Here is a 26955-nt window from a genome sequence, read left to right as displayed (position 1 = left end):
TTGTGTAAGTGCTATGGTGGCCAGCTGGAGGCAATCGAAATGGATACGAAAGACGAATATTCGACATCGGATGTCGCCATGGAATTGGCGATTGCGGTCAGCAGGCTGCAAGCTCGGATGAAGCATGAGGCCGGCATCGCGGAACGGGGCATCACCGCTTCGCAGCTTGCCATGTTGAAGCGGCTGGATACCGAGGGAGAACTGTCGGTATCGACTTTGGCCGCGTACGAACACGTATCGCAACAAGCCATCACCCAGCGTCTTGAACTACTGAGGTCCACAGGGTATGTCACACAGCATGCCGATTCGAAAGATCGTCGTCGTCGACTGGTCGGCTTGACCGATGAAGGACATGCGTTCCTCGCCCACGTAACCGCTAGCCAAACAACTTGGCTGGCGCATGCCATCGAATATGCATTGGATGACGGCGAGCGCGGGGACCTCGCCGCTGCGACCACATTGATCGAACGCATCGCCGCCACGGAATCGCTGCCGACGGGAGGCGACACGCGATGAAGACGGCTGATAAGACAAGAGAAACTCCCGCGTTTCCCAAGACCTTCATCATGGCGATGATATTTGGGGTCGGTCTCAACCCTGTCAACAGCACGCTTATCTCGACGGCGCTCGCACCGATTTCACATGATTTGCGGATTGATGCCGGAAGGGCGACCCTGCTGATATCTGCGCTGTACCTGACATGTGCCATCGCGCAGCCGACGGCGGGCAAGCTTTCTGAGATCATTGGTCCTCGCTCGGTGTTCATGGCCGGTGCGGCATTGGTCATGATTGGAGGACTACTGGGTGGTTTCGCCCCGAATCTCGGCGTGCTGCTGACGTCGCGTGTGCTTATTGGTGCGGGCACATCCTGTGGCTATCCTGCTGCCATGCTGCTGGTTCGCAGACGGGCTGATCGCATGGGATTGGCGGAACCGCCTTCGTTGGTCCTTTCCATTCTCGCTATGGTGGGACTGGTGCTCATCGCTGTCGGTCCACCGTTGGGCGGCCTGTTGGTCACCTTTTTGGGATGGCGCTCCACCTTCTTCGTCAACGTGTTGGTCGGCATCATCACGATTGTGCTGGGATTGGCAAGCATCGAGCCCGATGCGAAGCATGAACATCGCATGACCGTATCCTTCTTCATCGCGCATCTCGATGTCATGGGTCTGTTGCTATTCTCCATCACAATCAGCGCGCTGCTGATTGTTCTTATGAGTTTGCCTACTTTCGACAAGGTGTCCGGTTGCGTCACTGTCATCGCTTTGTTGGCTTTTGTCGCGTGGGAGTTGCATGCGGCAACGCCTTTCGTCGATGTGCGTTCACTCGCGGCGGATAATGCGATGACGTTGAATTTTCTGCGTGCGATGCTCACCATGCTTGGCGTTTATGTGGTCATGTACGCCTTGCCCCAGTGGTTGGAGGATGCCTGCCATATGAACGCCGGTGTTTCCGGCATGTTCATCATTCCGATGGGGGTGGTGGCGACAGTGGCTTCGTTATCCATCGCGAAGAAGCCGATAGTGCGCCTGCCGTTGATGGTGTGCTGTTCGGCGATGGTGGCGGTGGGCATGTTGTTGGCTTGCACGTCATCCGCTGGCATGGTCGTATTGTGCCGTTGACCGCCTCCGCTGTCGCGGGACTGGTGTTGGGACTCAGCATGTCGACCAGTCAGACCGTGCTATATCGCCGAGCGGCATCCGAGCATATTGGCACGTCGTCTGGTCTGCTGCGCACGTCCATCTATATCGGGTCTATCGGTGCGTCCTCATTGAGTGGCGTGTTCTTCGGTGAGACGGTCACTGATGGAGGGCTCCACGGCATTGGCATCACAGTTGCGGTTTTGGGGGTCGCCGCGCTATTGGCGACGGTTATGGATCGTACGTTGCGGTAGTCCGGGGAAGTTGTCCGCATCGTGAATGATGGTACGGACGGCCTCGCGTGCCGGATATACTGGACTGCGGTGATGGGACTCGCCTGAAGCCGTTACAGGCTTCGAACCGCAAACCCGCTGATGGTTCCTACGACATAGGGTGTGCTGTACCTTATGGCTTTCAGCGGTTGTGGCATCGCCATTCTTCCATGTCTGTCATATTGGTTCGGCACCTCGCTGGAAAGAAGATACATGGCACGACAACATATCATTCGAGTCGATCTCATATGCGTGGTGTTCCTTGGGGGATGCATCGGAACCGCATTACGCTACGCTTGTTCGGTCATTCCCGACTGCGGCGCATTCCATATCGGCACATTCGCGGCGAATATGGCCGCCTGCTTCGTATACGCGGCGCTTTCGGCATGGCTGGGAGGAACCCGCAGAACCGTGGGACGCGCGAAGGAATATGTGAACCGTGGATGTGGCATGGGCATGTGTGGAGGATTGTCCACCATGTCCACTCTCGCCCTCGAGGAATTCACTATGCTGCATGACGGCAAAGCCATGGATTGTGCGGCGTATTGTTGCACGACCTTCATCGTGGGCTGTCTGCTGGCATACGTTGGCGCGCATGTCGGGCTGCGGTTTGCCGGTACTGAGCATAACGATGGTGATCGCCATGCCATGGGCAAGGAGGCGGACTGATGAATAATGCGGTCATCGCCGTATCGGTGTGCCTGTGTGGTGGTCTCGGCGCCGCCGCAAGGTATGTTTGTGATTCCGTTATCAAAGCTTCTTGGCATAAGGCATTTCCTTTGTCGACCTTTGTGATCAACAGTATTGCCGGATTCCTGGCAGGCGTGATTGCAGGTCTGTACTCACGCCGGTTTCTGTCGGATCCCGCGCATGTGATGTTGGCGACCGGCTTCCTTGGTGGATTCTCCACATTCTCCACCATGATGAACGAATCCGTGACGTTGTTGCGCGGTGGGCGGATCACCGTGTTCGTGGGATATGTGCTGACGTCGGTGGTGGTTCCTGTGATGGCCGCGGCATTGGGATATTGCCTTGTCGTCTGAGACTGGAGCGAGGACGTTGACTCGGGGCGTCGTTTCATTGTCTCTGGGTATGGATGGTTTATGGATTACCGCGACGCGGATTGGATAGTTTTCCATGAAAACGAGGAAAAACTATTGTCTTTTCCGTGTTTCCTCGATACATTGGTGGCTGGCCGCCCATGACAATCGAAAGGACTGACCATGACGCAGCAGGGCATGTCGACCAAGTCGAGGCATCTGACCATTCCCGATCTCATCACGATAGGTGTGTTCACTGCCTTGTATTTCGTGCTGGTCGCCGTGGCCACGCTGTTCAGTTCCGTGGCTTTGATGGGATTCGGCATGATTCTTCTGCCTGCGGTCGCCGCATTGATCTGTGGTTGCGTATATATGCTCCTGGTTGCCAAGGTCGGAAAATTCGGCGCGATTAGCGTGATGGGCATCGTCGTCGGATTGTTCTTGTTCGTATCCGGACATTTCATCCTTTCCCTTGCTGCGAGCATCGTGTTTCCGGTCATCGCTGATGCCATCGCTCGCGCCGGGGACTATCGGAGCAAGACAGGTATCCTGGCGAGTTATGTCGTGTTCTGCTATGGGCTGACCGGTCCGATTCTGCCGTTGTGGTTCATGAAGGATGCCTATGTGGCCAGTCTGCAGGCCCGTGGCAAGGACTCGTCCTATATCGATGGTGTGTTCGCACATGTCAATACCGGCACGTTTTTCATTGCCATGATAGCGGTACTGGTATGTGCGTTGCTCGGAGGCTGGTTTGGGCAGCGTATGCTGAAGAAGCATTTTGCGAAGACCGGCATCATCTGATGGCCCTGGACCCAAGAACCAAACTGTACCTAGTGGCATGGCCAACCTGTTGCTGTTTTTCCATGTCGACGTGGTTGTGGAGTCGCTTACGGTGTTGCTGCTTCTTCTGCCACTGCTCGGCGCGGGACGATGGGCGGCTGCGGTACGCTTCGGTTGCATCTATGTATTGCTACTAGTGGGGACTTGGGCATCGACGCTTGACGATGGCGGCAGCTGGTTGCATATGCTTGGTTTGCTTTGTGTCGGCATCCGGATGATGATGCCTTGTCTGATTGCCGGCATATACGCATTCACCACGACTACGGCCAGTCAATTCGTGTGTGCCCTGCGGCGCATGCGCATTCCGGAGACGATTGTGATTCCATGTGTGGTGTGCATCCGGTTCTTCCCGACAATCCATGACGATTACCATCAGATTCGTGACGCGATGGCATTACGTGGCATCGCCCAGGGGACATTCGCCCTGCTCCGTCATCCGGCTCAGTCTTTGGAATACATCCTGATGCCGTTGTTGATGAACGCTACGGGGGTCGCCCAGGATTTGTCCGTAGCCGCACTGGCCAAAGGAATCGGCATTCGCGGGCCTCATACATGTCATACCGAAATCCGCATGCATGGCATTGATTGGGCATGGATGGTCATCTGCACGGTTCCTCTGGCATTGGGCATTGGAGGAGCATGGTGAGTATCGGAAGTGATATCAATCGGATAGTCGCATGGACGCAACGGTGCTCATTCGCATATCATGCTGATGAAGCTGCTGAGGTCGATGCGCTGAATGACATCAGCTGTGCCATACCGCAAGGCGAGATTGCCATCTTATGTGGACAAAGCGGCTGTGGCAAAACCACGTACACACGTTTGCTCAATGGTCTGATACCTGGTTTCTATTCCGGCGATTTGCAGGGCATCCATATGACGTGCGGAATCCGCGCCGGATTGGCTCCTGTGGAAAGCTATGTGGGACAGGTGGGCAGCGTATTCCAGAATCCGAAGACGCAGTATTTCAATGCTGATTCCACCGATGAGCTGGCATTCCCCTGCGAGAATACGGGCATGTCTCCCGCGCGGATTCGGCAACGCGTGCATGATGTCGCGGAGCAGTTTCACATCAGGCATCTATTAGGTCGTAGGATCATGACGCTTTCAGGTGGCCAGAAGCAACAGCTTGCTGTCGCGGCATCGACCATGCTGGCTCCTGGACTCATCGTTATGGATGAGCCGACAAGTAATTTAGATATGGTGGCGATTCGCAGGCTGCATGACATGGTCTCCCGATTGAGAGCTGATGGAATGACCATCGTCATTGCCGAACACCGTCTTGCATGGTGCGCGGATTTAGCGGACCGTTTCATAGTGTTCGATCACGGTACGATTCTCGGTGAATATGAGGCGTCCGATTTTCTGGCGATGTCCGAACAGCGCGTCGCGGCATTAGGATTGCGCGCCCTCGATGACAGACCATACAGGCTTGCCGTGCATCGTAAACTCCAACATGGAGGCATTGCGCCCGACGAGGACAAGCGACAGGTCGTCATTGGTGTGCGCGGCCTGAGTGTAGGCCATACAAAGCGGGGACTTCTAGGCCGCAAGACACCCGTATTCGCACGTGATATTCCCGATTTCGACATTCACGAGGGTGAGATTCTTGGCCTTATGGGGTCGAACGGGGTTGGCAAAAGCACTTTGGCACGTACGCTATGCGGTCTTGCCGCTCCGTTGAACGGCATGGTGCTATTGAATGGGACGAAAGCGAGCCGCGGCGCTTTGACTCGTGCCGGATTTCTCGTCATGCAGGACGTCAATTACCAGCTCTTCTCCGATAGTGTTCGGGAAGAGGCATTACTGGGACTTGATGGGATGGATGACGCTGTGCGTGACCGATGCGATGCTGTGCTACGAGACCTCGACCTATTGGATTCCGTGCAGCGCCACCCGATGAGTTTATCCGGCGGTCAAAAGCAGAGGCTGGCTATAGCCTGCGCTTTGATGAGCGATAAGCGATTCATTGTTTTGGACGAACCGACCAGCGGACTGGACCGGTTGCATATGACCCAAGTCGGCGGACTTCTGCGAAAGCTCGCGGACCGTGGCAAAGCGGTGTTGGTCGTAACACATGATTATGAGCTTGCAGCGCTATGGTGCGACCGCATCATAGCGCTGGAAGACGAACTGCATAACGAACAGGGAGAAGAAGAGGATTGTCTGGCATGGACTTCAATGTGAACGATTGGCTGGGAGACTGGATTAGCTTCGAACATTTGATCAACAATCATGACCCGAACCTTGACCGGGCTTGGAAGGATTCGACGAAAGCCATGCGATCCAAGCCGCTGTTCGCGATCATGATGCTCGGCGATGCGCGACGCTTCTGGGCAAAAGCCTGCAAAACCTCGGGCAAGGAGTGGCGATTCCGCATTGGTGGATGGCATATCGAGCAGCCGTCCGCAGTTGGCGACGATGATGCTGTCGCAGGCTTTAACCTGACTTGGCTGGACGAAAAACGCACCCCCATCACAACACATGAATATCGGCTCGATCATGTGCACGACAAGGGGCTGGAAGGCAAACCCTGCTATGTGTTCCACGCTAGCGATGCCGGTGCCTCCGATCCCTTCGCCGTACTCATCGCGATGGAGCCCATGCCTGAACGCTCCGTGCTCAGACACGGGGGACTGCTCAGTCATCTGCATTTTCAATATGCCTCTGATGAAGGCGAACTCATCAAAGGTACTGGCAAACAAGCCACGCTCCGCCATCGCATGTGGTATCCCACCATGTGCGCCGCTGAAGGGACGTTACTTGATCAATGCAACATCGTACGTGCGCTGCATCATCTTCAAGCATGGCGGGAACTGCCTGTCCCATCATCAGACTGACTGCAGATGCCCGAAGATGGGACAATATCAGCATTGCGACGATTGTAGGTATCGTCCAGTGACGCTTTCCGGACATGCGGCGATCCGAGAAGGCGCTCCCTCGCATACTACGCGTCCGCCTGCTTCACCGCCGCCCGGTCCCATATCCACCACATAGTCCGCATTGGCAATCACGTCCAAATCATGTTCGATGACGACCACCGTCGCGCCATTCGCTACAAGTTCATCAAACACGTGCAGCAGCACGCGAACATCAAGCGGATGCAAGCCGATTGTCGGCTCATCGAACACGAATACCGCATCATGCTGTTTCCGCCCCATCTCGCTGGCCAATTTCAAACGCTGGGCCTCACCGCCCGACAGCGCGGGAGTTGGCTCGCCCAACGCAAGATAGCCCAAACCCAATTCATGCAACGTGGCAAGCTTCGTTTGGATCGGTTTGACATCTCGTAAGACAGGCATGGCATCGTCGACGGTCATTATCATTAACTGCGGCATCGAATACGCCACTCCGTCGGTGCAGGGGAGCTTCAGCTCGGCGATTGCATCGGAATACCGCGAGCCATGGCATGCCGGGCATTCGATATCGACGTCAGGCAGGAACTGCACGTCGAGCGAAATCGATCCCGTGCCGTCGCACGTCGCGCAACGCAGCTTGCCAGTGTTATAGGAGAATGCCCCCGCTTTCAGACCGATGGTCCGCGCAGCATCTGTTTTTGCGAACGCGCGTCGAAGATCGTCATGGACGCCGCAATATGTAGCGACGGTGGAACGTATGTTCGCGCCGATAGGCGTGGCATCGATAAGATGTGCCTTGGACACACCGTCCGCCTCGAGGAGCCGCACCTGCGTCGGCTGCGGCGACCTGTCGATCCGCGACTGCAAAGCGGGCATCAACATCTCCAGTACCATCGTCGTCTTGCCGGAACCGGATACCCCTGTTACGGCGGTCAGCCGTCCACGGGGAATATCTACCGATAACGGGCCGACGGTATGCAGACGGTCGGTTTCCATATGAATTCGTCCTGCGGAGAAGATTTCATGGGCGTCAATGTTGTCACGCACACGGTCATGAACGTTGCCACCCTGGGCAAGGAACGGCGCGATGCGCGATTCGCGGGTATCAATCACCTGCGGCACCGTTCCCTGCGCAATCACCTGACCGCCCTTTGCGCCGGCACCTGGCCCCATCTCGATGAGATAATCGGTTTCGGCCAGCACCCGAGTGTCATGATCGACCACTACCACGGAATTGCCATCAGCCACCAGGTCACGCATGACACCGAGCAGTCCGTCGACATTCGCGGGATGCAACCCAATCGACGGCTCATCCAGCACATATAACACGCCTGTGGTGCGATTGCGCACGGCGCGGGCAAGCTGCACGCGTTGGCGCTCGCCGGTGGACAGCGTGGCTCCGGCGCGGTCCAAGGACAGATACCCGAGACCGAGTTCCAATAAACGCCGTGACGTATTGAGGAACGATTCACAGATGGCGCTCGCCATGGTGTGCATATGTGGTTCCAGCGATTCCGGCACGGACCCTACCCAGGAAACGAGTGCGTCCAGAGACATCGCGGTTGCCTGAGCCAGATTGATGTCTCTGATACGTGGCTGGCGGGCGCGTTCGGAAAGTCTGGTCCCTCCGCAATCGCTGCAGGGACGCTCTTTGAGGAACCTCGCAACACGTTTAAGCCCTTTTTCGTCCTTGGCTTTGGTGAGGGCGTTCTCCACGGTGTATACGGCGTTGTAGTACGTGAAGTCGAGTTCGGCGAAATCGTCGCCTTTTTTCGGCTTGTATAGGATGTGCTTCTTGATGGCTGGGCCGGCGAACACGATATCTCGTTCTTGTTCGGTGAGTTGGTTGAACGGTACGTTGGTACGTACTCCCATGGCCCCGCATACTTGCTTCATCAAATCCCACATCAACGATCCCCACGGCAGCACGGCTCCCTCGTCAATGCTTTTCGACTCATCCGGTACCAAGGCGGAACGGTCGACTTCCCTCATGATTCCGGTGCCTGAGCATGTCGGACACGCGCCCGCGGCGTTGAATGCGAGATCCTCCGCTGATGGCGGATGCATGAGTCCGCCGCAGAACGTGCAATGCATCGGAAGCTCGGCGGCAACGTTCATCGTGGGTTGGTTGCGTGCTCCGCAGTGTTCGCACACGTGCGATCCGATCCGGGAGAACAGGAGGCGCAGACTGTTGAGCAGTTCGCTCATTGTGCCGAACGTGGAACGGACTCCAGGCACTGATGGACGCTGATGCAGTGCCAATGCCGCCGGAATATGACGCACCTCGTCGACGGTTGCGCGGCTTGCCTGGGTCATACGTCTTCTTGTATAGGTCGATAGCGCTTCCAGATAGCGTCGTGATCCCTCCGCGTACAGCACGCCAAGCGCGAGGGAGCTTTTTCCTGAGCCTGAGATTCCGGCTATGCCGACCATGCTGTTGAGCGGGATGTCGATGTCGACGTCTTTCAGATTATGTACGTGGGCTCCGCGCACTTCGATACATGAGGGGAGTGGCCGAGACACTTGTGTTTCGTATGCAAAGATAGAAGGAGACGGTTTCATACCGGCAATTCTATGCTTGCCATATGGTTATCACATATACGGATGAAAAGAAATTCACCAAGGAACAGACCCAGCGACTGTTTCTTTCAGTCGGCTGGGTGTCCGGTCAATATCCTGAACGGTTGCATAAGGCGTTGATGGGGTCATCCACCGTATTCAGCGCATGGGATGGCGAACGTCTGGTGGGTCTGGTGCGAGTGCTTGATGACACGGAGATGGTGGCATACATGCACTATGTGCTGGTCGATCCTGAATACCAAGGGCGCGGCATTGCCGGACATCTTGTCGGCATGGTCAAGCAGCGGTACCACGATTACCTGTATATCGAGGTTATGCCTGAGGAAAGCAAGAATGCCACGTTCTATGAGAAGCATGGATTCCATATTATGGAGGATGGCGTCGCCATGCAGATATGCAATCCGGGAGAACGGCACTGACGGAACGGGCATCGGGCATGTCTTGAGAACTTCGGGCGGTGAGGGGCGCCATCTTTCGCCGGAGGCGTTTCCATTACCGCTTATATTTTTTGGGGTTCGGCTGTCAGATCTTGAATGAACGACGGATGAATCCGTATACGGTGTCCCAGTAGCGTTTCGGATCCACGGCGGAGCTTTCCATATGATCGGCGTCCGGAACCAGCAGACGTTCGCGGTCGATGCTGGAGCAGGCGTTGTAGTTCATGTCGAGGAAACGTGGGCTGACCATGCGGTCCTTTCCTCCATGGATGAACAGCATCGGAATGACCGTATGCCGCAATGACGGTATGCAGGACGCTTCGGTGAAATCATAGCCGGCACGGCGCTTGCAGATCAGACCCGCCGCGTCCACACATGCCGAGGCGAGAAGCTTTGGCATGTGGAACATGCCTCGCGCGCTGTCTATGAATTCCATGCGGGCGGAAGTGTATCCGCTTTCGGCGATTGCCGCGATGACATTGCGTGGCAGTTCCGGCGTGCCGGTCGTCATCATCACCGTCGTGGCTCCCATGGATCCTCCGAATAGGAGAATGCGTGCTTGATCGTCGCTATCCACAATCAGCCGTATCCAATCAAGCAGATCATTGCGCTCCAACCATCCCATGCCTACATATCGTCCTTCGCTCAGATCCTGGGCCCGTTGGGATGGTGCGAGGACGGTGAAGCCCATGCGGGCATAGCGGTGTGCCCATTTGGCTTGTTCTTCAGGGGCTCCGGTATAGCCATGCACGCAGATGGCATATATATGCGGCGTCGGGTCGATGCAATCCGGATCGAAGAGCCAGCCATGCAGCTTAAGCCCATCGCGGCTGGTGATGGATACCGGCTGTTTCGTTTCGGAAAACCATTGCTCGGCCTCTTTGGCCTCGCCTTGGTTCATCTTTCCCTCGCGATCCGGAGCGATCAGCGCCTGATGGAAAATGGAATGCTTCCACTGCGTGTCGATGGCAAAGCGGAACAGCATATGTGCTGACGCCGCGAGCAATCCCGTCGCTGCGACGGTCGTGACGCCAGTCGCGAGCTGAATGTTGCGGATGAGCGCGGAATGGTCATGCGTCGTTGCCATTTTCTGATTCCTTACCACTGGTTGGTGCTTGTCTGACTACGATTGTACGTGGGTTTGCGCATAGTCCGCGTTTTATGCACCTTGCTCCTCTGATTGCAGGGAAATGTCAGCCCACCATGTATACTAGATAACTGTTGTCTTGGCGAGGGAGGTTCCGCCTCCGTTATCGACTTGGCGTATGATATGAAACTCCTTGGGTTTTTTATGCGGCTCGTCGGTGCGCCGAAACATAAGAACGATGTATCAAGGAGATATTGATTATGGCTACCACCATCACTCTTGAAGGTGCTGCTCGTACCGAGTTCGGCAAGGGTGCTGCCCGCCGCATGCGCGTCGCGAACCTCATCCCGGCCACCGTTTACGCCGGCGGCGAGGATCCGACCTTCGTGCAGCTGCCGATGAAGGAGACCACTCTGGCTCTGCGTCACACCAACGCCCTGTTCACCATCAAGTATGGTGACGAGACCAAGATGGCCGTCGTCAAGGACGTCCAGCGCAACCCGGTGAAGCGCATCGTCGAGCACGTCGATTTCTACGAGGTCAAGGCCGGCGAGAAGATCGACGTCGAGGTGCCGGTGTTCGTCGAAGGCACCCCGAAGGGCGCTGCTGTCGCATTCGTCGACATCCAGGAGCTCAAGGTCCGCGCCGATGTCGCCAACCTGCCGGAGAAGATCGTGGTCAACGTTGATGGCCTGACCGATGGTTCCAAGGTCTTCGCCAAGGACGTCGTGCTGCCGGAAGGCGTCGTACTCGATGTCGAGGATCCGGAAGAATCCGTCGTCACCGTCGAGGTGCCGGAAGATGCCGCACCGGTTGAGGCCGCTCCGGCTGCTGACGCCGCTGCCGCTCCGGCTGCTGACGCTGAGTGAGCCGTATCGTTGTCTATACTGGCTGCTCCACAAGCATGAGGTAGCCGGTGAGGAAGGGGTCCGTATGGGCCCCTTCCTGCTTTATGAGGATCGTTATCTCATATCGCGAACGCCGGTTATCGAAAGCGTTTATGGTGTGAGAGAGTACATACCAGAACCCGGCGCCACAAGCGCCGGAGACCAATAACCGCTGGCCGCCTTTGGGTGGCTGATGCAACTAGAAGAAGTAAAGAATGACTGAACAGAATCATCACGATTCGGCGGAGCTTGACAAGCTCGCCGAGAAGTTCACCGTGCTCCCGAACGACAACCCGGCATCCGACGCCAAGCGCGCCGAACTCATCGACAAGCCGGCTTTCGGTCAGGTCTTCTCCGACAACATGGCCCACATGACCTGGACCAAGGGTGAAGGCTGGTCGGACCGCCGCATCGAGCCGTACGCGCCGCTGAAGATGGATCCGGGCGCATCTGTTCTGCATTACGCCCAGGAATGCTTCGAAGGTCTGAAGGCCTATCGTCACGCCGACGGCTCCACTTGGCTGTTCCGTCCGGATGCGAACGCCGAGCGTTTCCAGAACTCCGCCAAGCGTCTGTACCTGCCGGAGCTGCCGATCGACGACTTCATCGGCTCTGTCGCCGCCCTCGTCAAGCGCGATGTGAATTGGGTTCCGTCCCGTCGCGAATACACGCTGTACATGCGTCCGTTCATGTTCGCTTCCGAGCCGTTCCTTGGCGTGCGCGCTCCGCAGGAAGTGGATTATTGCGTGATTGCCTCCCCGTCCGGACCGTACTTCCCGGGCGGTGTGAAGCCGGTCAGCATCTGGGTTGAAGACAAGTGGTTCCGCACCGGCCCTGGCGGCACTGGTTTCGCCAAGTGCGGTGGCAACTACGCCGCATCCCTGCTTGGTGAGTACACCGGCATCGACCACGGCTGCCAGCAGGTGTGCTTCGTCGACGCCGCCACCAAGACCTACCTTGAGGAGCTTGGCGGCATGAACATGATGGTCGTGCACAAGGACGGCCACGTGGAAACCCCGTCCCTGACCGGCAACATCCTGCCGGGCGTGACCCGCCGCTCCCTGATCCAGCTCATCCAGGACAACGGCCACGACGTGGTCGAGACCATGATCGCTCTGGACCAGCTGCTTGAGGACATCAAGTCCGGCGAAGTCACCGAGGTGTTCGCCTGCGGTACCGCCGCCATCATCACCCCGATCGGTCGCTTCAAGTCCGAGAAGTTCGATGTGACCGTCGCCGACGGCGGTTCCGGCGAGTTCACCCTCGCACTGCGCAACCAGCTGCTCGGCATCCAGCTTGGCGAGATCGAAGACCCACACAACTGGATGTGGAAGGTCTGCTGATTTTCCCGTTAGCGATTATTAGCTGACATATAGCTGTAATGGCCGCCGGAGGGTGGCGCGTGCTTCAGGCCAATTCACATGGTCTGACAATGTACGTGCCGCCCTCCGGCTCTTTTATTGCAGCTCTTGCCCCATATTGTGCTATTTTTAACAGCTGGTTGGAAAAGAAAATATGTGAGGGAAGGGGAGTGGCCATGGAAGTGGCGCTGGAAAGCAACGGCTTCTTCATAGGTATCGAATATCTGGCGACCTTCTGCTGCGGCATGGTCGGCGGGCTCGCCGCCGTACGCAAAGGCTATGATATTTTTGCGATTCTCGTCACCACATGGCTCACCGCATTGGGTGGTGGCATCATTCGTGATGTGCTGCTCGGAGCGCTTCCTCCCGCAGGCGTCTCCGACAAAGGGCTGGTGATCACCGCACTGCTCGCAGCTGTGGCCGTAGCCATCATTTATCCCGAAGTCGACAAGCTCAAATGGTCCATGCTGTCATTGGACGCGCTGGCATTGGGCCTTTACGCCGTCAACGGCACATCCAAAGCCATGATGTACCACATGTCCGGCACCACGGCAGTGTTCCTGGGCATGTTCACGGCACTTGGCGGCGGACTCATCCGTGACATGCTCATCAACGAGGTGCCCATGGTGATCCGCGACAAGCATTGGTACGCGGTGCCTTCAGCCGTTGGATGCGTATTGACGGTACTCGTATGTAAAGGAGTGAACGAGGGAATCGTCAGTTTTCCCGCCGAAGTCTTGCTTGATGTGCTGATTGTGGTGCTGATGGTGGCCATGCGGCTTATCTCCGTGTTTTTCGACATTCAATTGCCGGGGGCTTTGGCCAGGCATAACACCTACCTGCCGAGCGAAGCCAAATATCTCAAACGTCCGGTCATCCATCCCGATCGGAATGATGACGATATCAAGCGTAAGTGAGCATTTTCAACAGAGTACGAAATGTAAAAAAGAAGAAGCCCCGCAGGTTTTCCTGCGGGGCTTCTTACAAGCTGTGAGTTACGAAAACTCAGAGAGCGTTGATGGCCACAGCGAGACCGGACTTGCGGTTGGCAGCCTGGTTCTTGTGGATCACGCCAGCGCCGGCGGCCTTGTCGAGCTTCTGGGCTGCGACCTTGTAGGCGGCTTCGGCGGCGGCCTTATCGCCAGCGGCGATGGCTTCGCGGGTGGCGCGAACGGCAGTCTTCAGGCTGGACTTCACGGCCACGTTACGCTTGTGCGCCTTCTCGTTGGTGAGAACGCGCTTCTTCTGCGACTTGATGTTTGCCACTATTTCTCCAAACGACGTTTGCTATAAGGACATACAAACGATGATGATAACATGGCACGCGGATAAATCGCCAATGCGTATAAGAGTGTCGCGGAAGGACATGCCGACACTACCAGTTAGAATCGTTTGCGTCGAATATTTCCAGAGGAGGATGGCGTGGGCCAACAGCATAATCAGCCCGGGTACACCGATCAGTCGTTGATCCGCAACTTTTGCATCATCGCGCATATCGATCACGGCAAATCAACGGTGGCGGACCGTATTCTGCAGTTGAGTGGCATCGTGCCGGAGCGCGAGATGCGCGATCGCTTCCTCGACCGCATGGATATCGAGCAGGAACGCGGCATCACCATCAAATCGCAGGCCGTGCGCGTGCCGTGGACGGTTGACGGCACCGAATACACACTCGGCATGATTGATACCCCCGGCCATGTGGACTTCACATACGAGGTGTCCCGAGCGTTGGCCGCATGCGAGGGTGCGGTGCTGCTTGTCGACGCCACGCAGGGCATTGAAGCGCAGACGCTGTCCAACCTGTATATGGCCATCGACCATGATCTGGCCATTATCCCCGTGCTCAACAAAATCGACCTGCCCAGCGCCGAACCCGACAAGCATGCCGAGGAAATCGCCGGCCTGATTGGTTGTGACCCGTCCGACGTGTTGCGCGTCTCCGGCAAAACCGGAGAAGGCGTCGCCGAACTGCTCGACCGTATCGTCGCCGAAGTGCCCGCGCCGGCGGGCAACCCGGACGCGCCTGCCCGCGCGCTCATTTTCGACTCCGTATACGACTCCTATCGTGGCATCGTCACTTACATTCGTATGGTCGACGGTGAACTGAAATCGCGCGAGAAACTGCACATGATGGGTATCGGCATGACGCATGACCCCATCGAAATCGGCGTGATCAGCCCCGACATGATGCCCACCAAGGCGCTTGGCGCAGGAGAGGTCGGCTATGTGATCACCGGAGCGAAGGACGTCAGCCAGTCCAAGGTGGGCGACACCATCACCTCCGCCATAAATCCGGCTACCGAGCCGCTCGAAGGCTACCGTGATCCGCAACCAATGGTCTACGCCGGCCTGTTCCCAATCGACAACGCGCAATATCCGGAACTGCGCGAGGCGCTTGACAAGCTCAAGCTCAACGACGCGGCCCTCATCTACGAACCGGAAACCTCCGTGGCGTTGGGCTTCGGCTTCCGTTGCGGCTTCCTGGGCTTACTGCACATGGAGATCGTCACCGAACGTTTGAGCCGCGAATTCGACCTTGACCTGATCTCCACCGCGCCGAACGTGCCGTACGAGGTCACCGCGGAAGACAATTCCGTGCATCGCGTCACCAATCCGAGCGAATTCCCCGAAGGCAAGATCAAGAAGATCGTCGAACCGATGGTTGCCGCCGACATCATCACGCCGAAGGATTTCATCGGTGCGGTGATGGACCTGTGCCAAGACCACCGTGGCCAGATGGGCACCATGGAATACATTTCCGCCGACCGTGTGGAAATGCATTACCGTATTCCACTCGCCGAAATCGTCTTCGACTTCTTCGACCAGCTGAAGAGCCGTACCAAGGGGTATGCGTCGCTCGACTACCACGAGGATGGCGAACAGTCCGCCGATCTGGTGAAGGTCGACATCCTTATTCAAGGCGAGAAAGTCGATGCGTTCAGCGCCATCGTGCACCGTGACAAGGCGTACAGCTATGGCGTGATGATGACCAAGAAGCTGCGTGAGCTCATTCCGCGCCAGCAGTTCGAGATTCCCATCCAGGCTGCCATCGGTTCTCGAATCATCGCACGCGAAACCATCCGCGCCCTGCGTAAGGACGTGCTCGCCAAGTGTTACGGCGGCGACATCTCCCGTAAGCGTAAGCTGCTCGAAAAGCAGAAGGCCGGCAAGAAGCGTATGAAGATGCTCGGCCATGTGGAAGTGCCGCAGGAGGCGTTCATCGCAGCCCTGTCCACCGGCGGAGCGGGCAACGACCGCGACACCAAGGACAAGATTCGCGCCGCGCAGAAGTCCGAAGGTTGAGCCTTTCGTGACGTTCGAAATCTACATTCATGTTCCGTTTTGCTTACGTCGCTGCGGCTATTGCGACTTCAACACCTACACGGCCGTGGACATGGGCGCGGGCGCGTCACGCGGCAACTACGCGAACATGGTTATCCGCGAAATGGCGATTGTCCGCGATTGGCAGACAACGCACGGTATCAACGAGCCGAAGGTGGCAACCGTCTTCTTCGGCGGCGGTACGCCGACCACACTCAAGGCAAGCGATTTGGTCGCCATGCTGGATGCGGTACGCGCCACATGGGGCATCGCCGATGACGCGGAAATCACCACCGAAGCGAATCCCGACACGGTGAATGCCGACTATGTGAAAGAACTCGCAGACGGCGGTTTCAATCGTATTTCCTTCGGCATGCAATCCGCGGTACCGCATGTGCTTGCAACGCTCGACCGTACGCATACGCCGGAAAACGTCGCCGCCGGAATCGCAGCGGCCAATGCAGCAGGCATGCGTTCCAGCGTCGATCTGATCTACGGCGCGCCGGGGGAGAGCCTTGACGATTGGCGCACATCCGTCCGCACCGCCATCGATTTGGGCGTCAACCATATTTCCGCATATGCGCTCACCATCGCGCCGAATACGAAAATGGGACGACGGATCGCGGCGGGCACGTTGTCGAGACCGGACGATGACGACGAAGCGAACAAATACGAAATCGCCGACACGATGTTCACCGAAGCCGGCCTCGAATGGTATGAGATTAGCAATTGGGCTCGTCCCGGATACGAGTCGCAACACAACCTTGGCTATTGGAGGAACGTCGATTGGGCCGGTCTCGGTCCCGGTGCGCATTCGCATTATGGCGATTGCGAAGACGGCAAAGGATTGCGCTCCTGGGATATCGCGCATCCGCGATTGTGGGGCACCGCCATCAATGAGGGCAATGTGCCATGGGCCGGCAGTGAACGCATCACTGCCGCCGAGGACATCGAAGAGACCATCATGTTGGGCCTGCGCATTCGTGAAGGACTCGACACCAGACAATTCAGCCACTTGATTCCTGAACAAAAATGGATTGAGCTTGAACACGACGGGCTGATCACAATGCTTGATGGCCGCGCCATACCCACTTTGCGAGGCCGACTGCTCAACGACACCATCATCACGGAGCTGTTGGAAACACTGGACTGACCGGGTTAATGAGCATAAGTGAAGTGCGTGCGCATGAGCATGACATGCGAAGTATGCGTTCATGGGCTAAATCCTCTGCGAGGCATTGACAAAAATAGCCATTCGTTATATGGACACGTGCAACGTTGCTGACATACTGGCGCGGTATTCTAAACCACGCATTAAAGAACCGCAAGACTTTTCTTGCCCAAAAACATTGAAGGTGGTTTCGGTGACTTTCCACGCCCCGTTAGATCTGACGATCCATGATTCCCAAGGTATGTACGATCCTGGAGCCGAGCATGATGCTTGCGGCGTGGGTATGGTCACCACCCTCAACAAGCGTCCGGAACGCAAGATCGTCGATGACGCCATCGAGGTGCTGGTCAATCTGAACCATCGTGGCGCCGTGGGCGCCGAGGAGAACACGGGCGACGGCGCAGGCATTCTCATGAGTATGCCCGACGAATTCATGCGTGCCACCGCCGGTGTGGAGCTTCCTGAAGAAGGCCATTACGCCGCGGGCATCGCCTTCTTGGATCGCGACATCGCCACTTCCGGCCAGCAGGAGCAGGCCATTTCCAAGATCGTGCGCGAAGAGGGCCTCGAAGTGCTCGCATGGCGCGTCGTACCCACCAATCCGGACGGACTCGGCCTGCAGGCGTTGGCCAGCATGCCGGCGTTCAAGACGCTGGTCGTGGCCGATCCGGAAGGCGAACTCGGTGGCATCGAGCTCGATCGCAAGACCTTCCGCATCCGCAAGCGTGTGGAACATGAGGTGGGCATCTACTTCGCGTCCCTGTCCGCACGCACCATCACCTACAAGGGCATGCTCACCACCATGCAGCTCAAGCCCTTCTTCCTGGACCTGTCCGACGAGCGCATGAAGGCGAAAATCGCCATCGTGCATTCCCGCTTCTCCACCAACACGTTCCCAAGCTGGCCGCTGGCACAGCCGTTCCGCCAGCTGGCGCACAACGGCGAGATCAACACCATCCAAGGCAACCGCAACTGGCTGTCCGCACGTGAAGGCCGACTGAGTTCCGAACTGCTCGGTGAATTCAAGCCGCTGCTGCCGATCGCCACCTCCGGCTATTCCGATTCCGGCACTTTCGACGAATGCCTCGAACTGCTGCACCTCGCCGGCCGTTCCATGCCGCACGCCATCTCCATGATGCTGCCGCCGGCATGGGAGAACAACGACCAGCTCGATCCGGACGTCAAGGCTTTCTACGAATACAACAACACGCTGATCGAACCATGGGATGGCCCGGCGCACATCATCTTCACCGACGGCACCCAGGTCGGCGCACTGCTCGACCGCAACGGCTTCCGCCCGGGACGTTGGCAGGTCACCGATGACGGCTACGTCGTGCTCGCGTCCGAAACCGGTGTGCTGCCGGAAGTCGCCGAGGAGCATATCGTCACCAAGGGCCGTCTGGAACCGGGCAAGATGTTCCTCGTCGACACCGACGAGGGTCGCATCATCCCCGACGAGGAAATCAAGAAGACTCTTGCCAGCCAGCACCCCTACCGCAAGTGGGTGGAAGGCAACTCCGTGGAATTGAGTCAGCTGCCCAAGCGCGAGCACGTCAACCACTCCGGTCAGTCCGTGCAGCGTCGTCAGCGCGCCTTCGGCTACACCGAGGAAGATCTGAAGCTGCTGCTCGCCCCAATGGCCAACACCGGCAAGGAGCCGCTCGGCTCCATGGGCAACGATACGCCGCTCGCCGCGCTGTCCAAGCACAGCCGCATGCTGTTCGATTACTTCACCCAGAAGTTCGCGCAAGTCACCAACCCGCCGCTCGACTGGGAACGTGAGAAGATCGTGACCAGCCTCGAATCCGCCATCGGTCCCGAGCCGAACCTGCTGGCCGATTCCGAACTGCACGCCAAGAAGATCCTCATCCCGCTGCCGGTGCTCAACTCCGACGAGATGGCACAGCTCAAGCGCCTCGACCGCGCCAAGATTCTCGGTGGCTATTACAAGCCGTTCATCGTCAAGGGCCTTTACCAGGTGGCCGGCGGCGGACGGGCACTGAAGGACCGTCTTGACGAGATCTTCCAGGAGATCGACGAGGCGATTGAGAACGGTGCCAACTTCCTGGTGCTGTCCGACCGCGATTCCAACTATGCGTGGGGTCCGATTCCATCGTTGCTGCTCACTTCCGCAGTGCAGCACCATCTGCTGCGCCGCCACACGCGTACGCAGATCTCCATGGTGGTCGAAGCCGGCGATGTGCGCGAAATCCACCATGTGGCACTGCTGATCGCCTATGGCGCTGCCGCGGTGAACCCGTATCTGGCATTCGAATCCGTCGAAGACCTCTCCCGCAAGGGCTACCTCAAGGTCGACGCGGAAACCGCCGTGAAGAACCTGACCCGCGCGCTGTCCACCGGCGTGCTCAAGATCATGGCCAAGATGGGCGTTTCCACCATCATGAGCTACCGTGGCGCGCAGCTGTTCGAAGCGGTCGGCCTCAACAAGGACGTCATCGACGAGTACTTCACCGGCACCACGTCCCGCGTGGGCGGCGTCGGCCTCGACGAGCTCGCCGAGGAAGTCGCCAGCCGCCATCGCGTGGCGTATCCGACCCAATGGACCGCCCGCCCGCACCGCAACCTGCGTACCGGCGGCGACTACAAGTGGCGTCGTACCGGCGAGGACCATCTGAACGATCCGGAAGCCATCTTCCTGCTGCAGCAGTCCACCCAGCGCGGCGACTACAACCTGTTCAAGAAGTACTCGAACCACATCAACGACACCTCCAACCGTCTGATGACGCTGCGTGGCCTGATGAAGTTCAAGTCCACTCGCAAGCCGATCGACATTTCCGAAGTCGAGCCGGCCAGCGAAATCGTCAAGCGTTTCTCCACCGGCGCCATGAGCTACGGCTCCATCTCCCAGGAGGCGCATGAGACGCTCGCCATTGCCATGAACACGATTGGCGCACGCTCCAACTCCGGTGAAGGCGGCGAATCCGAGGATCGTATCAACGATCCGCTGCGCTACAGCAAGATCAAGCAGATTGCTTCGGCCCGCTTCGGTGTGACCAGCGACTATCTGGTGCATGCCACCGACCTGCAGATCAAGCTCGCCCAGGGCGCGAAGCCTGGCGAAGGTGGCCACCTGCCGGGAGCCAAGGTTCCGCCGTGGATCGCCAAGGTACGTCACGCCACCCCGGGCGTGGAGCTCATCTCCCCACCGCCGCACCACGACATCTACTCCATCGAGGATCTGAAGCAGCTGATCAACGATGCGAAGATGGCCAATCCGAAGGCCCGCATCCACGTCAAGCTCGTCTCCGAATTCGGCGTCGGCACCATCGCTGCCGGCGTGGCCAAGTGCCATGCCGATGTGGTGCTGATTTCCGGCTATGACGGTGGCACCGGCGCGGCTCCGCTCAACGCCATCAAGCATGCCGGCACCCCGTGGGAGATCGGCCTGTCCGAAACCCAGCAAACGCTGGTTCTGAACGGCCTGCGTTCCCGCATCACCGTGCAGTGCGACGGCGAGCTCAAGACCGGTCGCGACGTGGTGATCGCCGCGCTGCTTGGCGCCGAGGAATTCGGCTTCGCCACCGCCGCGCTGATCGTCGAAGGCTGCGTCATGATGCGCGCCTGCCAGAAGAACACCTGCCCGCAGGGCATCGCCACCCAGGATCCGGAGCTCCGAGCACGCTTCAAGGGCAAGCCGGAACATGTCGTCAACTTCTTCATGTTCATCGCCGAGGAAGTCCGCGAACTGCTCGCGCAGCTCGGCTTCCGCACGCTGGAAGAGGCCGTCGGCCATGTCGAATGCCTCGACCAGGACGAAGCCATCAAGCGTTGGAAGTCCGACGGCATCGACCTGAGCAACGTGCTCATGCAGCCGGGTCCGGTTCCGGGAACCATCCTGCACAAGACGATCGATCAGAACCATGAGCTCGACAAGGCGCTCGACAACAAGCTCATCGAGCTTGCCCAGCCAGCCCTTGACAAGAAGGAGCCCGTGCGTATCGAAATGCCGATCCGCAACGTGTACCGTACGCTCGGCACCATGCTCGGCTATGAGATCACCAAGCGTTACGGCGAGGAAGGTCTGCCGGACGACACCATCGACATGACGTTCCATGGTGCCGGCGGCCAGTCCATCGGCGCGTTCATTCCGCGTGGCGAAACCATCCGCGTCTACGGCGAAGTCAACGACTACGCGGGCAAGGGCCTGTCCGGCGGCCGCATGGTGGTCCGTCCAGAGGACGGCATCACCTTCGATCCGCACGAGAACGTGATCGCAGGCAATGTCACCGGCTTCGGCGCGACTTCCGGCCAAATGTTCGTGGCCGGCCGCGCAGGCGAACGTTTCGCCGTACGTAACGGCGGCGCCACCTTCGTGGTGGAAGGCGTGGGCGACCACGGCTGCGAATACATGACCGGCGGTACGGTCGTGATTCTCGGCTCCACCGGCCGTAACCTCGGCGCGGGCTTCTCCGGCGGCAACGTGTACGTGCTCGACCTCGACATGAAGCAGGTCAACCCGGCGGCCGCCACCAACGGCGCGCTGCTGTTCGAGCCGCTTGACACCGATGCCGACAAGCTGGTGCACGGTCTCGTCAAGCAGCATGCCGAAGAGACCGGCTCCGCCTTCGCGAAGGCCCTGCTTGACGACTGGGAAAACAGCGCCAAGCGATTCACCCACATCGTTCCGAAGCACTTCCTCGCCATGCAGAAGGCGATGAAGGAAGCCGAGGAGAAGAACATCGATTTCAATACGCCCGGCGTCTGGGAACAGGTGTACGAGCAGGTTATGGAAGGAGCGCGCTGACATGGGAGATCCTCGTGGATTCCTGAAGGTCCGTACCCGTCGCGAACTGGCCGAACGCCCCGTTGAAGAGCGAATCAAGGACTGGTTCGACGTTCACACCGAATCCGGCCTGCAGTCCTGGACCACCGAGCAGGCGGCCCGCTGCATGGATTGCGGCACTCCGTTCTGCATGAGCGGATGCCCGCTCGGCAACATCATTCCGGAGTTCAACGATCTGGTCCGTCAGGAGAAGTGGGAGGACGCGTACAACCGTCTGTCCGAAACCAACAACTTCCCCGAAGTGACCGGTCGCATCTGCCCGGCATTGTGCGAAGCCGCCTGCGTGCTTGGCATCCATCAGCCGGCCACGATGATTCAGAACGACGAACGCACCATCATCGATCGGGCATGGAGCCTTGACTACGTCAAGCCTCTGCCGCCGCAGCGTCTGACCGACCAGACCGTTGCCGTGGTCGGTTCCGGCCCATCCGGTCTCGCCTGCGCCCAGCAGCTCACCCGTGCCGGCCACACCGTGGTCGTATACGAGCGTGATGACGCCATCGGTGGTCTGATGCGTTACGGCATTCCGAACTTCAAACTCGACAAGCGCCTCATCGACCGCCGAGTCGAGCAGATGGAAGCCGAAGGCACCGTGTTCCGTACCGGCGTGGAAATCGGCAAGGACATCTCCTGGGATGACCTGCGTTCCCGCTACGACGCAGTGGTGGTTGCCATCGGCTCCACCGTGCCGCGTGACATGAAGATTCCAGGCCGCGAGCTCAAGGGTATCCATTTCGCCATGGAGTTCCTGCCGGACGCCACACGTCGCGTGTACGGTGTCAAGCCGGTCAACGACATCACCGCCGAAGGCAAGCATGTGGTGATCATCGGCGGCGGCGACACCGGTTCCGACTGCCTCGGCACGTCCCTGCGCCAAGGCGCTAAGGACGTCACCGTGCTGCAGATCATGCCGCAGGAACCGAAGGAGCGTCCGGCCAACCAGCCATGGCCGACCTTCGCCCGCCTGTACAAGGAAACCTCCTCCATGGAGGAAGGTTTCGAAACGCAGCGCGCCGAATACGTGTACAACACCGACTCGGTCAACTTCGAGGGCTCCGATGAGGACAAGGCCAAGGTGAAGGTGGAGAACTCTACCGCCACCGAAGGCTTCGTCGCCGACGAGAACGGACATGTCACCGGTCTGAAGGTCGTCAACGTCGCTCCAGGAGAGAACGGGCCGTTCACCCGCCAGCCAGGCACCGAACGAGTGATTCCCGCCGATCTGGTGCTCATCTCCGTGGGCTTCCTGCACCCTGACACCACCACGTTGGTGGATCAGCTGCCGGTCGACCTTGACGGTCGAGGCAATGTGGCGCGTAACGACAAGTTCGCCACCTCCCAGGACGGCGTCTTCGCCTGCGGTGACGCCGGACGTGGCCAGAGCCTCGTCGTGTGGGCCATCTCCGAAGGTCGCTCCTGCGCTGCCGCGGTCGACGAGTACCTTACCGGCTCCACCGAACTGCCGGCACCGATCGTCGCTTCCAAGCGTCCGATGATGCTGCCGCGATAGACAACACTGTTGTAAGGGTATGAACGAGGTAGCCCGGTTCGCGAATAGTGAGCCGGGCTACCTGTTTTTCACCCGAAATGCGGTAAAGTAATCCCAGCACCATGCAACAAAGGAGTGACTAATGCCAAATCGCGCAGAACGACGTGCCCAGGCCAAGCGCAATCGCAGGGGAGTGCCACAGCAATACGACCAAACCCAAGGCCGCGCACGTTCCGGCATGTTGGACGAGTATCAGCTGCAGGAAAAGTCACGTCGTCTGCAGGACGGCACCGATGGGCCATGGAAGCCGAGTGCCAGTACGATCACGGAAACGGAAAACGTGCTGAACACCAATCCTGATTACAAGAATCCGAAGATGTTCAAGGCACCCCATTCCGTCCGCCAATGGTTCCGTGTGGCCAGCTGGGTGCTGATTGCGCTGTCGGCCATCGCCTTCCTCGTGGTCATGTGGCTGCCGTCGCATCCGATGTGGCTCATCTCCACAGTCGCCATCGTCTTCGCAGTCGGTGTGCTGAGCCTGTTCTTCACGGCCGGCAACCCGAAGCACAATCCGAATCTCGACCAAAACGGAACAGCCGTCTGATCACAAAAACGATGGAAAGCGGTGAGACAACCAGAAGCATTTGTCTCACCGCTTTTTCTATCGGATTTTAGGTATGCGCTACTTGACTTCGACTAACCGTAAAGGGTATGCGAGAATGCTGTTTCATCGTTTTTCAGAAAAAGAATGGAACTTTCTGAAAAACGATGAAAACAATGAGTGTTTTTCGTGTCTGATGTTTTACAGTAGAACAGGAAACGCTGGAAGACTCGAGGAGGAGATTACAGACATGAAGGTTGACATTCTATCGCGTGAATACCCGCCCAAGGTGTATGGCGGCGCGGGGGTGCATGCCGAAGAGCTTTCCAAGGTGCTGGCGGAACGTGTCGATGTGACGGTCCGCGCATTCGACGGGCCGCGCACGGCCACCGACATTCCCGCGATTCCCGGAACCGACCCGAAAGGGTCGCTCACGGTCGTCGGCTACGACGTGCCGAAGGAGCTTGAGGATGCGAACGGTGCGCTGAAGGCGTTTGGTGTCGATTTGCAAATCGCCAACGACGTTGATGCCGACATCATCCATGCGCATACATGGTATGCATGTCTTGCCGGCTATCTTGCCAAAATGCTGCATGACACCCCATTGGTCATCACCGCGCACTCGCTTGAACCGTTCCGTCCATGGAAACGTGAACAGTTGGGCGGCGGCTACAATCTGAGCTCTTGGGCTGAGAAAGACGCCTACGAGCATGCCGACCGCGTGATCGCCGTATCCGCGGGCATGCGTGAGGATATCCTCACCGCCTATCCGAACCTTGACCCGGACAAGGTGGTCGTAGTGCACAACGGCATCACCATGAGCCAGTTTGAAACCCCGGCGGATGACGATCCGGGCTGGAAGGTCTTCGAACGTTACAACATCGACCGCAGCAAACCGACCTTGCTGTTCGTCGGACGCATCACCCGTCAAAAGGGTCTGCCGTACCTGCTTCAGGCACTGCACTTCGTGGACCCGAACATCCAGGTCGTTCTGTGCGCCGGCGCTCCCGACACGCCGGAAATCATGGAAGAGGTCAAAACCGCCTTCGCCAAGCTCGACGAGGAACGCGGCAACATCATCTGGATCGAGGAGATGCTGCCGAAGCCGGAGCTCAACGCACTCGAACATGGCTGCGACGCATTCATCTGCCCATCCATCTACGAGCCGCTCGGCATCGTGAATCTGGAAGCCATGGCATGTGGTCTGCCGGTGGTCGCCTCTGCGACCGGTGGCATTCCGGAAGTCGTCGTCGACGGCGAGACCGGATATCTGGTGCCGGTCGACCAACTGCATGACGGCACTGGCACCCCAACCAACCCTGACAAATTCGTGCACGATATGGCCGACGCCATCAACCGCATCATGGCTGACCCTGAAAAGGCGAAGCGGATGGGACAGGCCGGTTACGAGCGCGCCCGCGACCACTTCAGCTGGGAGTCCATCGCAGACAAGACCGTCAAAGTCTACGAGGACGTGCTTGCCGAACGGAAGTAGAACCGAACCTGTCTGATCGCGGATAACCGATCCGGCTGATCGACAGCCAGAATAATCCTGAAATGCCTCCTGCCGACACACTATGCTGGCAGGAGGCATCATCGTATCCAAGTGGTTTGTGAAAATGGAGGATACCATGAACGAACAGAACATCGCGTTGAAACTGGACGATGTGGAATTCCGTCGCCGCAGGCGCGTAATTCTCACCAAAGTCAATCTGGAAGTCAAAAAAGGCGAGAAATGGGTGCTGTTCGGTCCCAACGGCATCGGCAAATCCACGTTGGTGCAGATGATGAGCACCCGTGGATTCCCATCCGAAGGCACAGTCGACATTCTGGGAAACCGTCTGGGCAAAGTGAACGTGTTCTCCTACCGCAACCGCATCGGTTTGAGCTCGGCCGAACTCGGACGCGCGTTCCCACCGCAGGAAGATCCTCTTGACGCCATCGTGACGGCTCTGACCGCAACCACCGGCCGTTGGCGCGACACCTATACTGACGAGGATTACGCCAAAGCCCGCTCATTGATGCGTGAATTCGGCATCGAATACTTGGAAGGCAAGATGATGTTCAAGCTTTCCGAAGGCGAACGCACTCGCGTGCTTATCTGCCGTGCGTTGATGGCGGATCCCGATTTGCTGATTCTTGACGAGCCGACCACGGGTCTTGATTTGGGTGGGCGTGAGATTGCTTTGCGTGCGTTGAGTCGTGTTGGTGCGGAGCAGTCTGACCGCGCCGTGATTCTGGTGACGCACCGTCTTGAGGAGATTCCGCAGGGCTTCGACCATGTGGCGATCATGGGACGTATCACCGGCAACGAGGCGGACGCGTATGCCGATAACGTCGCCGGCAATGATCCGGCGCCGGGCACTATCGTATATACGGGTGATTTGGAGCATGGTTTTACTTCTGAACGGTTGAGCCAGGTGTTTGGATTGGATTTGAAGGTCACGCATGCGAATGGTCGTTGGAACGCGTACGCGGTGTGATGTTGACGTCGCCGTCATATTGCCGTCGCTTCGTGCCGTCTGACAGTATGACGGCGGATACGGTAGCATAGGTTCGTTGCTGTCTGT

At 58.1% G+C, this 26955-nt stretch carries 22 protein-coding genes and 1 riboswitch; of the genes, 19 read left to right on the top strand and 3 right to left on the bottom strand.

Annotated features, from left to right (window positions below; translation table 11 throughout):
- The first annotated feature begins 39 nt into the window (after positions 1–39).
- The 8 genes from KSX58_RS04975 to KSX58_RS04940 all read left to right on the top strand — a co-directional run bounded on the left by KSX58_RS04975 (position 40) and on the right by KSX58_RS04940 (position 6629).
- Complete coding sequence (locus KSX58_RS04975) at positions 40–516, top strand: MarR family winged helix-turn-helix transcriptional regulator (protein WP_003809417.1); 477 nt, start codon at positions 40–42, stop codon at positions 514–516.
- Complete coding sequence (locus KSX58_RS04970; RefSeq protein ID WP_237976422.1) at positions 513–1619, top strand: MFS transporter; 1107 nt, start codon at positions 513–515, stop codon at positions 1617–1619. Before KSX58_RS04975 ends, KSX58_RS04970 begins: the two co-directional genes overlap by 4 nt.
- Before the next feature lie 331 nt (positions 1620–1950).
- A riboswitch (Fluoride riboswitch) is annotated at positions 1951–2028 on the top strand.
- A gap of 94 nt (positions 2029–2122) precedes the next feature.
- Positions 2123–2578, top strand: coding sequence for a CrcB family protein (locus KSX58_RS04965; protein ID WP_003809413.1), 456 nt, complete (start codon positions 2123–2125; stop codon positions 2576–2578).
- Positions 2578–2952, top strand: a complete 375-nt coding sequence (locus tag KSX58_RS04960) for a CrcB family protein (protein ID WP_003809412.1) — start codon at positions 2578–2580, stop codon at positions 2950–2952. The genes KSX58_RS04965 and KSX58_RS04960 overlap by 1 nt, the downstream gene beginning before the upstream one ends.
- 180 nt (positions 2953–3132) lie before the next feature.
- Complete coding sequence (locus tag KSX58_RS04955) at positions 3133–3750, top strand: MptD family putative ECF transporter S component (RefSeq protein WP_041777291.1); 618 nt, start codon at positions 3133–3135, stop codon at positions 3748–3750.
- Positions 3751–3787: 37 nt separating this feature from the next.
- A complete protein-coding gene (locus KSX58_RS04950; RefSeq protein ID WP_229089182.1) occupies positions 3788–4435 on the top strand; it encodes an energy-coupling factor transporter transmembrane component T in 648 nt (215 codons plus the stop codon).
- Positions 4429–5976 carry an ABC transporter ATP-binding protein gene (locus KSX58_RS04945; protein ID WP_217735723.1) on the top strand — a complete coding sequence of 516 codons (1548 nt, stop codon included), beginning with the start codon at positions 4429–4431 and terminating at the stop codon, positions 5974–5976. Before KSX58_RS04950 ends, KSX58_RS04945 begins: the two co-directional genes overlap by 7 nt.
- Positions 5961–6629: a hypothetical protein gene (locus KSX58_RS04940; RefSeq protein WP_003809407.1), complete on the top strand. Its 669-nt coding sequence runs from the start codon at positions 5961–5963 to the stop codon at positions 6627–6629. Before KSX58_RS04945 ends, KSX58_RS04940 begins: the two co-directional genes overlap by 16 nt.
- 27 nt (positions 6630–6656) lie before the next feature.
- On the opposite strand, the gene KSX58_RS04935 is transcribed toward KSX58_RS04940, so the two are convergent.
- The gene (locus tag KSX58_RS04935) at positions 6657–8855 is read right to left on the bottom strand and encodes an excinuclease ABC subunit A (protein ID WP_237976428.1); all 2199 of its coding nucleotides are present in this window, start codon (positions 8853–8855) and stop codon (positions 6657–6659) included.
- A gap of 377 nt (positions 8856–9232) precedes the next feature.
- On the opposite strand from KSX58_RS04935, the gene KSX58_RS04930 reads away from it, so the two are divergent.
- Positions 9233–9646 (top strand): GNAT family N-acetyltransferase, encoded by a 414-nt coding sequence (locus KSX58_RS04930; RefSeq protein ID WP_003809404.1) that lies wholly within the window; start codon positions 9233–9235, stop codon positions 9644–9646.
- A gap of 103 nt (positions 9647–9749) precedes the next feature.
- Here the strand turns inward: KSX58_RS04930 and KSX58_RS04925 are convergent, their stop codons facing one another.
- Complete coding sequence (locus KSX58_RS04925) at positions 9750–10751, bottom strand: alpha/beta hydrolase (RefSeq protein WP_003809402.1); 1002 nt, start codon at positions 10749–10751, stop codon at positions 9750–9752.
- Positions 10752–11011: 260 nt separating this feature from the next.
- On the opposite strand from KSX58_RS04925, the gene KSX58_RS04920 reads away from it, so the two are divergent.
- The 3 genes from KSX58_RS04920 (at position 11012) to KSX58_RS04910 (ending at position 13916) form a co-directional block, all read left to right on the top strand.
- Complete coding sequence (locus tag KSX58_RS04920) at positions 11012–11620, top strand: 50S ribosomal protein L25/general stress protein Ctc (protein WP_033499439.1); 609 nt, start codon at positions 11012–11014, stop codon at positions 11618–11620.
- A 233-nt stretch (positions 11621–11853) separates the two neighbouring features.
- Positions 11854–12981, top strand: coding sequence for a branched-chain amino acid aminotransferase (locus KSX58_RS04915; protein ID WP_042990829.1), 1128 nt, complete (start codon positions 11854–11856; stop codon positions 12979–12981).
- Between the two features lie 194 nt (positions 12982–13175).
- Positions 13176–13916, top strand: a complete 741-nt coding sequence (locus tag KSX58_RS04910) for a trimeric intracellular cation channel family protein (RefSeq protein WP_003809397.1) — start codon at positions 13176–13178, stop codon at positions 13914–13916.
- Positions 13917–14004: 88 nt separating this feature from the next.
- On the opposite strand, the gene rpsT is transcribed toward KSX58_RS04910, so the two are convergent.
- Positions 14005–14265, bottom strand: a complete 261-nt coding sequence (gene rpsT, locus KSX58_RS04905) for a 30S ribosomal protein S20 (RefSeq protein WP_003809394.1) — start codon at positions 14263–14265, stop codon at positions 14005–14007.
- A 156-nt stretch (positions 14266–14421) separates the two neighbouring features.
- Here rpsT and lepA point away from each other — a divergent pair, with 156 nt between their 5' ends.
- The 7 genes from lepA (at position 14422) to KSX58_RS04870 (ending at position 26868) form a co-directional block, all read left to right on the top strand.
- Positions 14422–16302, top strand: a complete 1881-nt coding sequence (lepA, locus tag KSX58_RS04900; protein WP_021912880.1) for a translation elongation factor 4 — start codon at positions 14422–14424, stop codon at positions 16300–16302.
- Positions 16303–16309: 7 nt separating this feature from the next.
- Positions 16310–17473 carry a radical SAM family heme chaperone HemW gene (hemW, locus tag KSX58_RS04895; RefSeq protein ID WP_021912879.1) on the top strand — a complete coding sequence of 388 codons (1164 nt, stop codon included), beginning with the start codon at positions 16310–16312 and terminating at the stop codon, positions 17471–17473.
- Between the two features lie 211 nt (positions 17474–17684).
- Positions 17685–22256, top strand: coding sequence for a glutamate synthase large subunit (gltB, locus tag KSX58_RS04890; RefSeq protein WP_217735725.1), 4572 nt, complete (start codon positions 17685–17687; stop codon positions 22254–22256).
- Position 22257: 1 nt separating this feature from the next.
- A complete protein-coding gene (locus KSX58_RS04885) occupies positions 22258–23805 on the top strand; it encodes a glutamate synthase subunit beta (protein WP_217735726.1) in 1548 nt (515 codons plus the stop codon).
- 121 nt (positions 23806–23926) lie between these two features.
- Positions 23927–24388, top strand: coding sequence for a membrane protein (locus KSX58_RS04880; RefSeq protein WP_033499444.1), 462 nt, complete (start codon positions 23927–23929; stop codon positions 24386–24388).
- A gap of 247 nt (positions 24389–24635) precedes the next feature.
- Positions 24636–25880 (top strand): glycogen synthase, encoded by a 1245-nt coding sequence (glgA, locus tag KSX58_RS04875; protein ID WP_217735727.1) that lies wholly within the window; start codon positions 24636–24638, stop codon positions 25878–25880.
- A gap of 136 nt (positions 25881–26016) precedes the next feature.
- On the top strand, positions 26017–26868 hold the full coding sequence (locus tag KSX58_RS04870) for an ABC transporter ATP-binding protein (RefSeq protein ID WP_085379514.1): 852 nt from the start codon (positions 26017–26019) through the stop codon (positions 26866–26868).
- Positions 26869–26955: the final 87 nt, after the last annotated feature.

The sequence above is a fragment of the Bifidobacterium sp. MSK.17.10 genome (genome assembly GCF_019129655.1).
In the GTDB taxonomy this organism is placed as follows: Bacteria; Actinomycetota; Actinomycetes; order Actinomycetales; family Bifidobacteriaceae; genus Bifidobacterium; species Bifidobacterium adolescentis.
The sequence above is the reverse complement of the archived record's forward strand: the minus strand, read 5'-3'. Positions and strand labels throughout refer to the sequence as shown.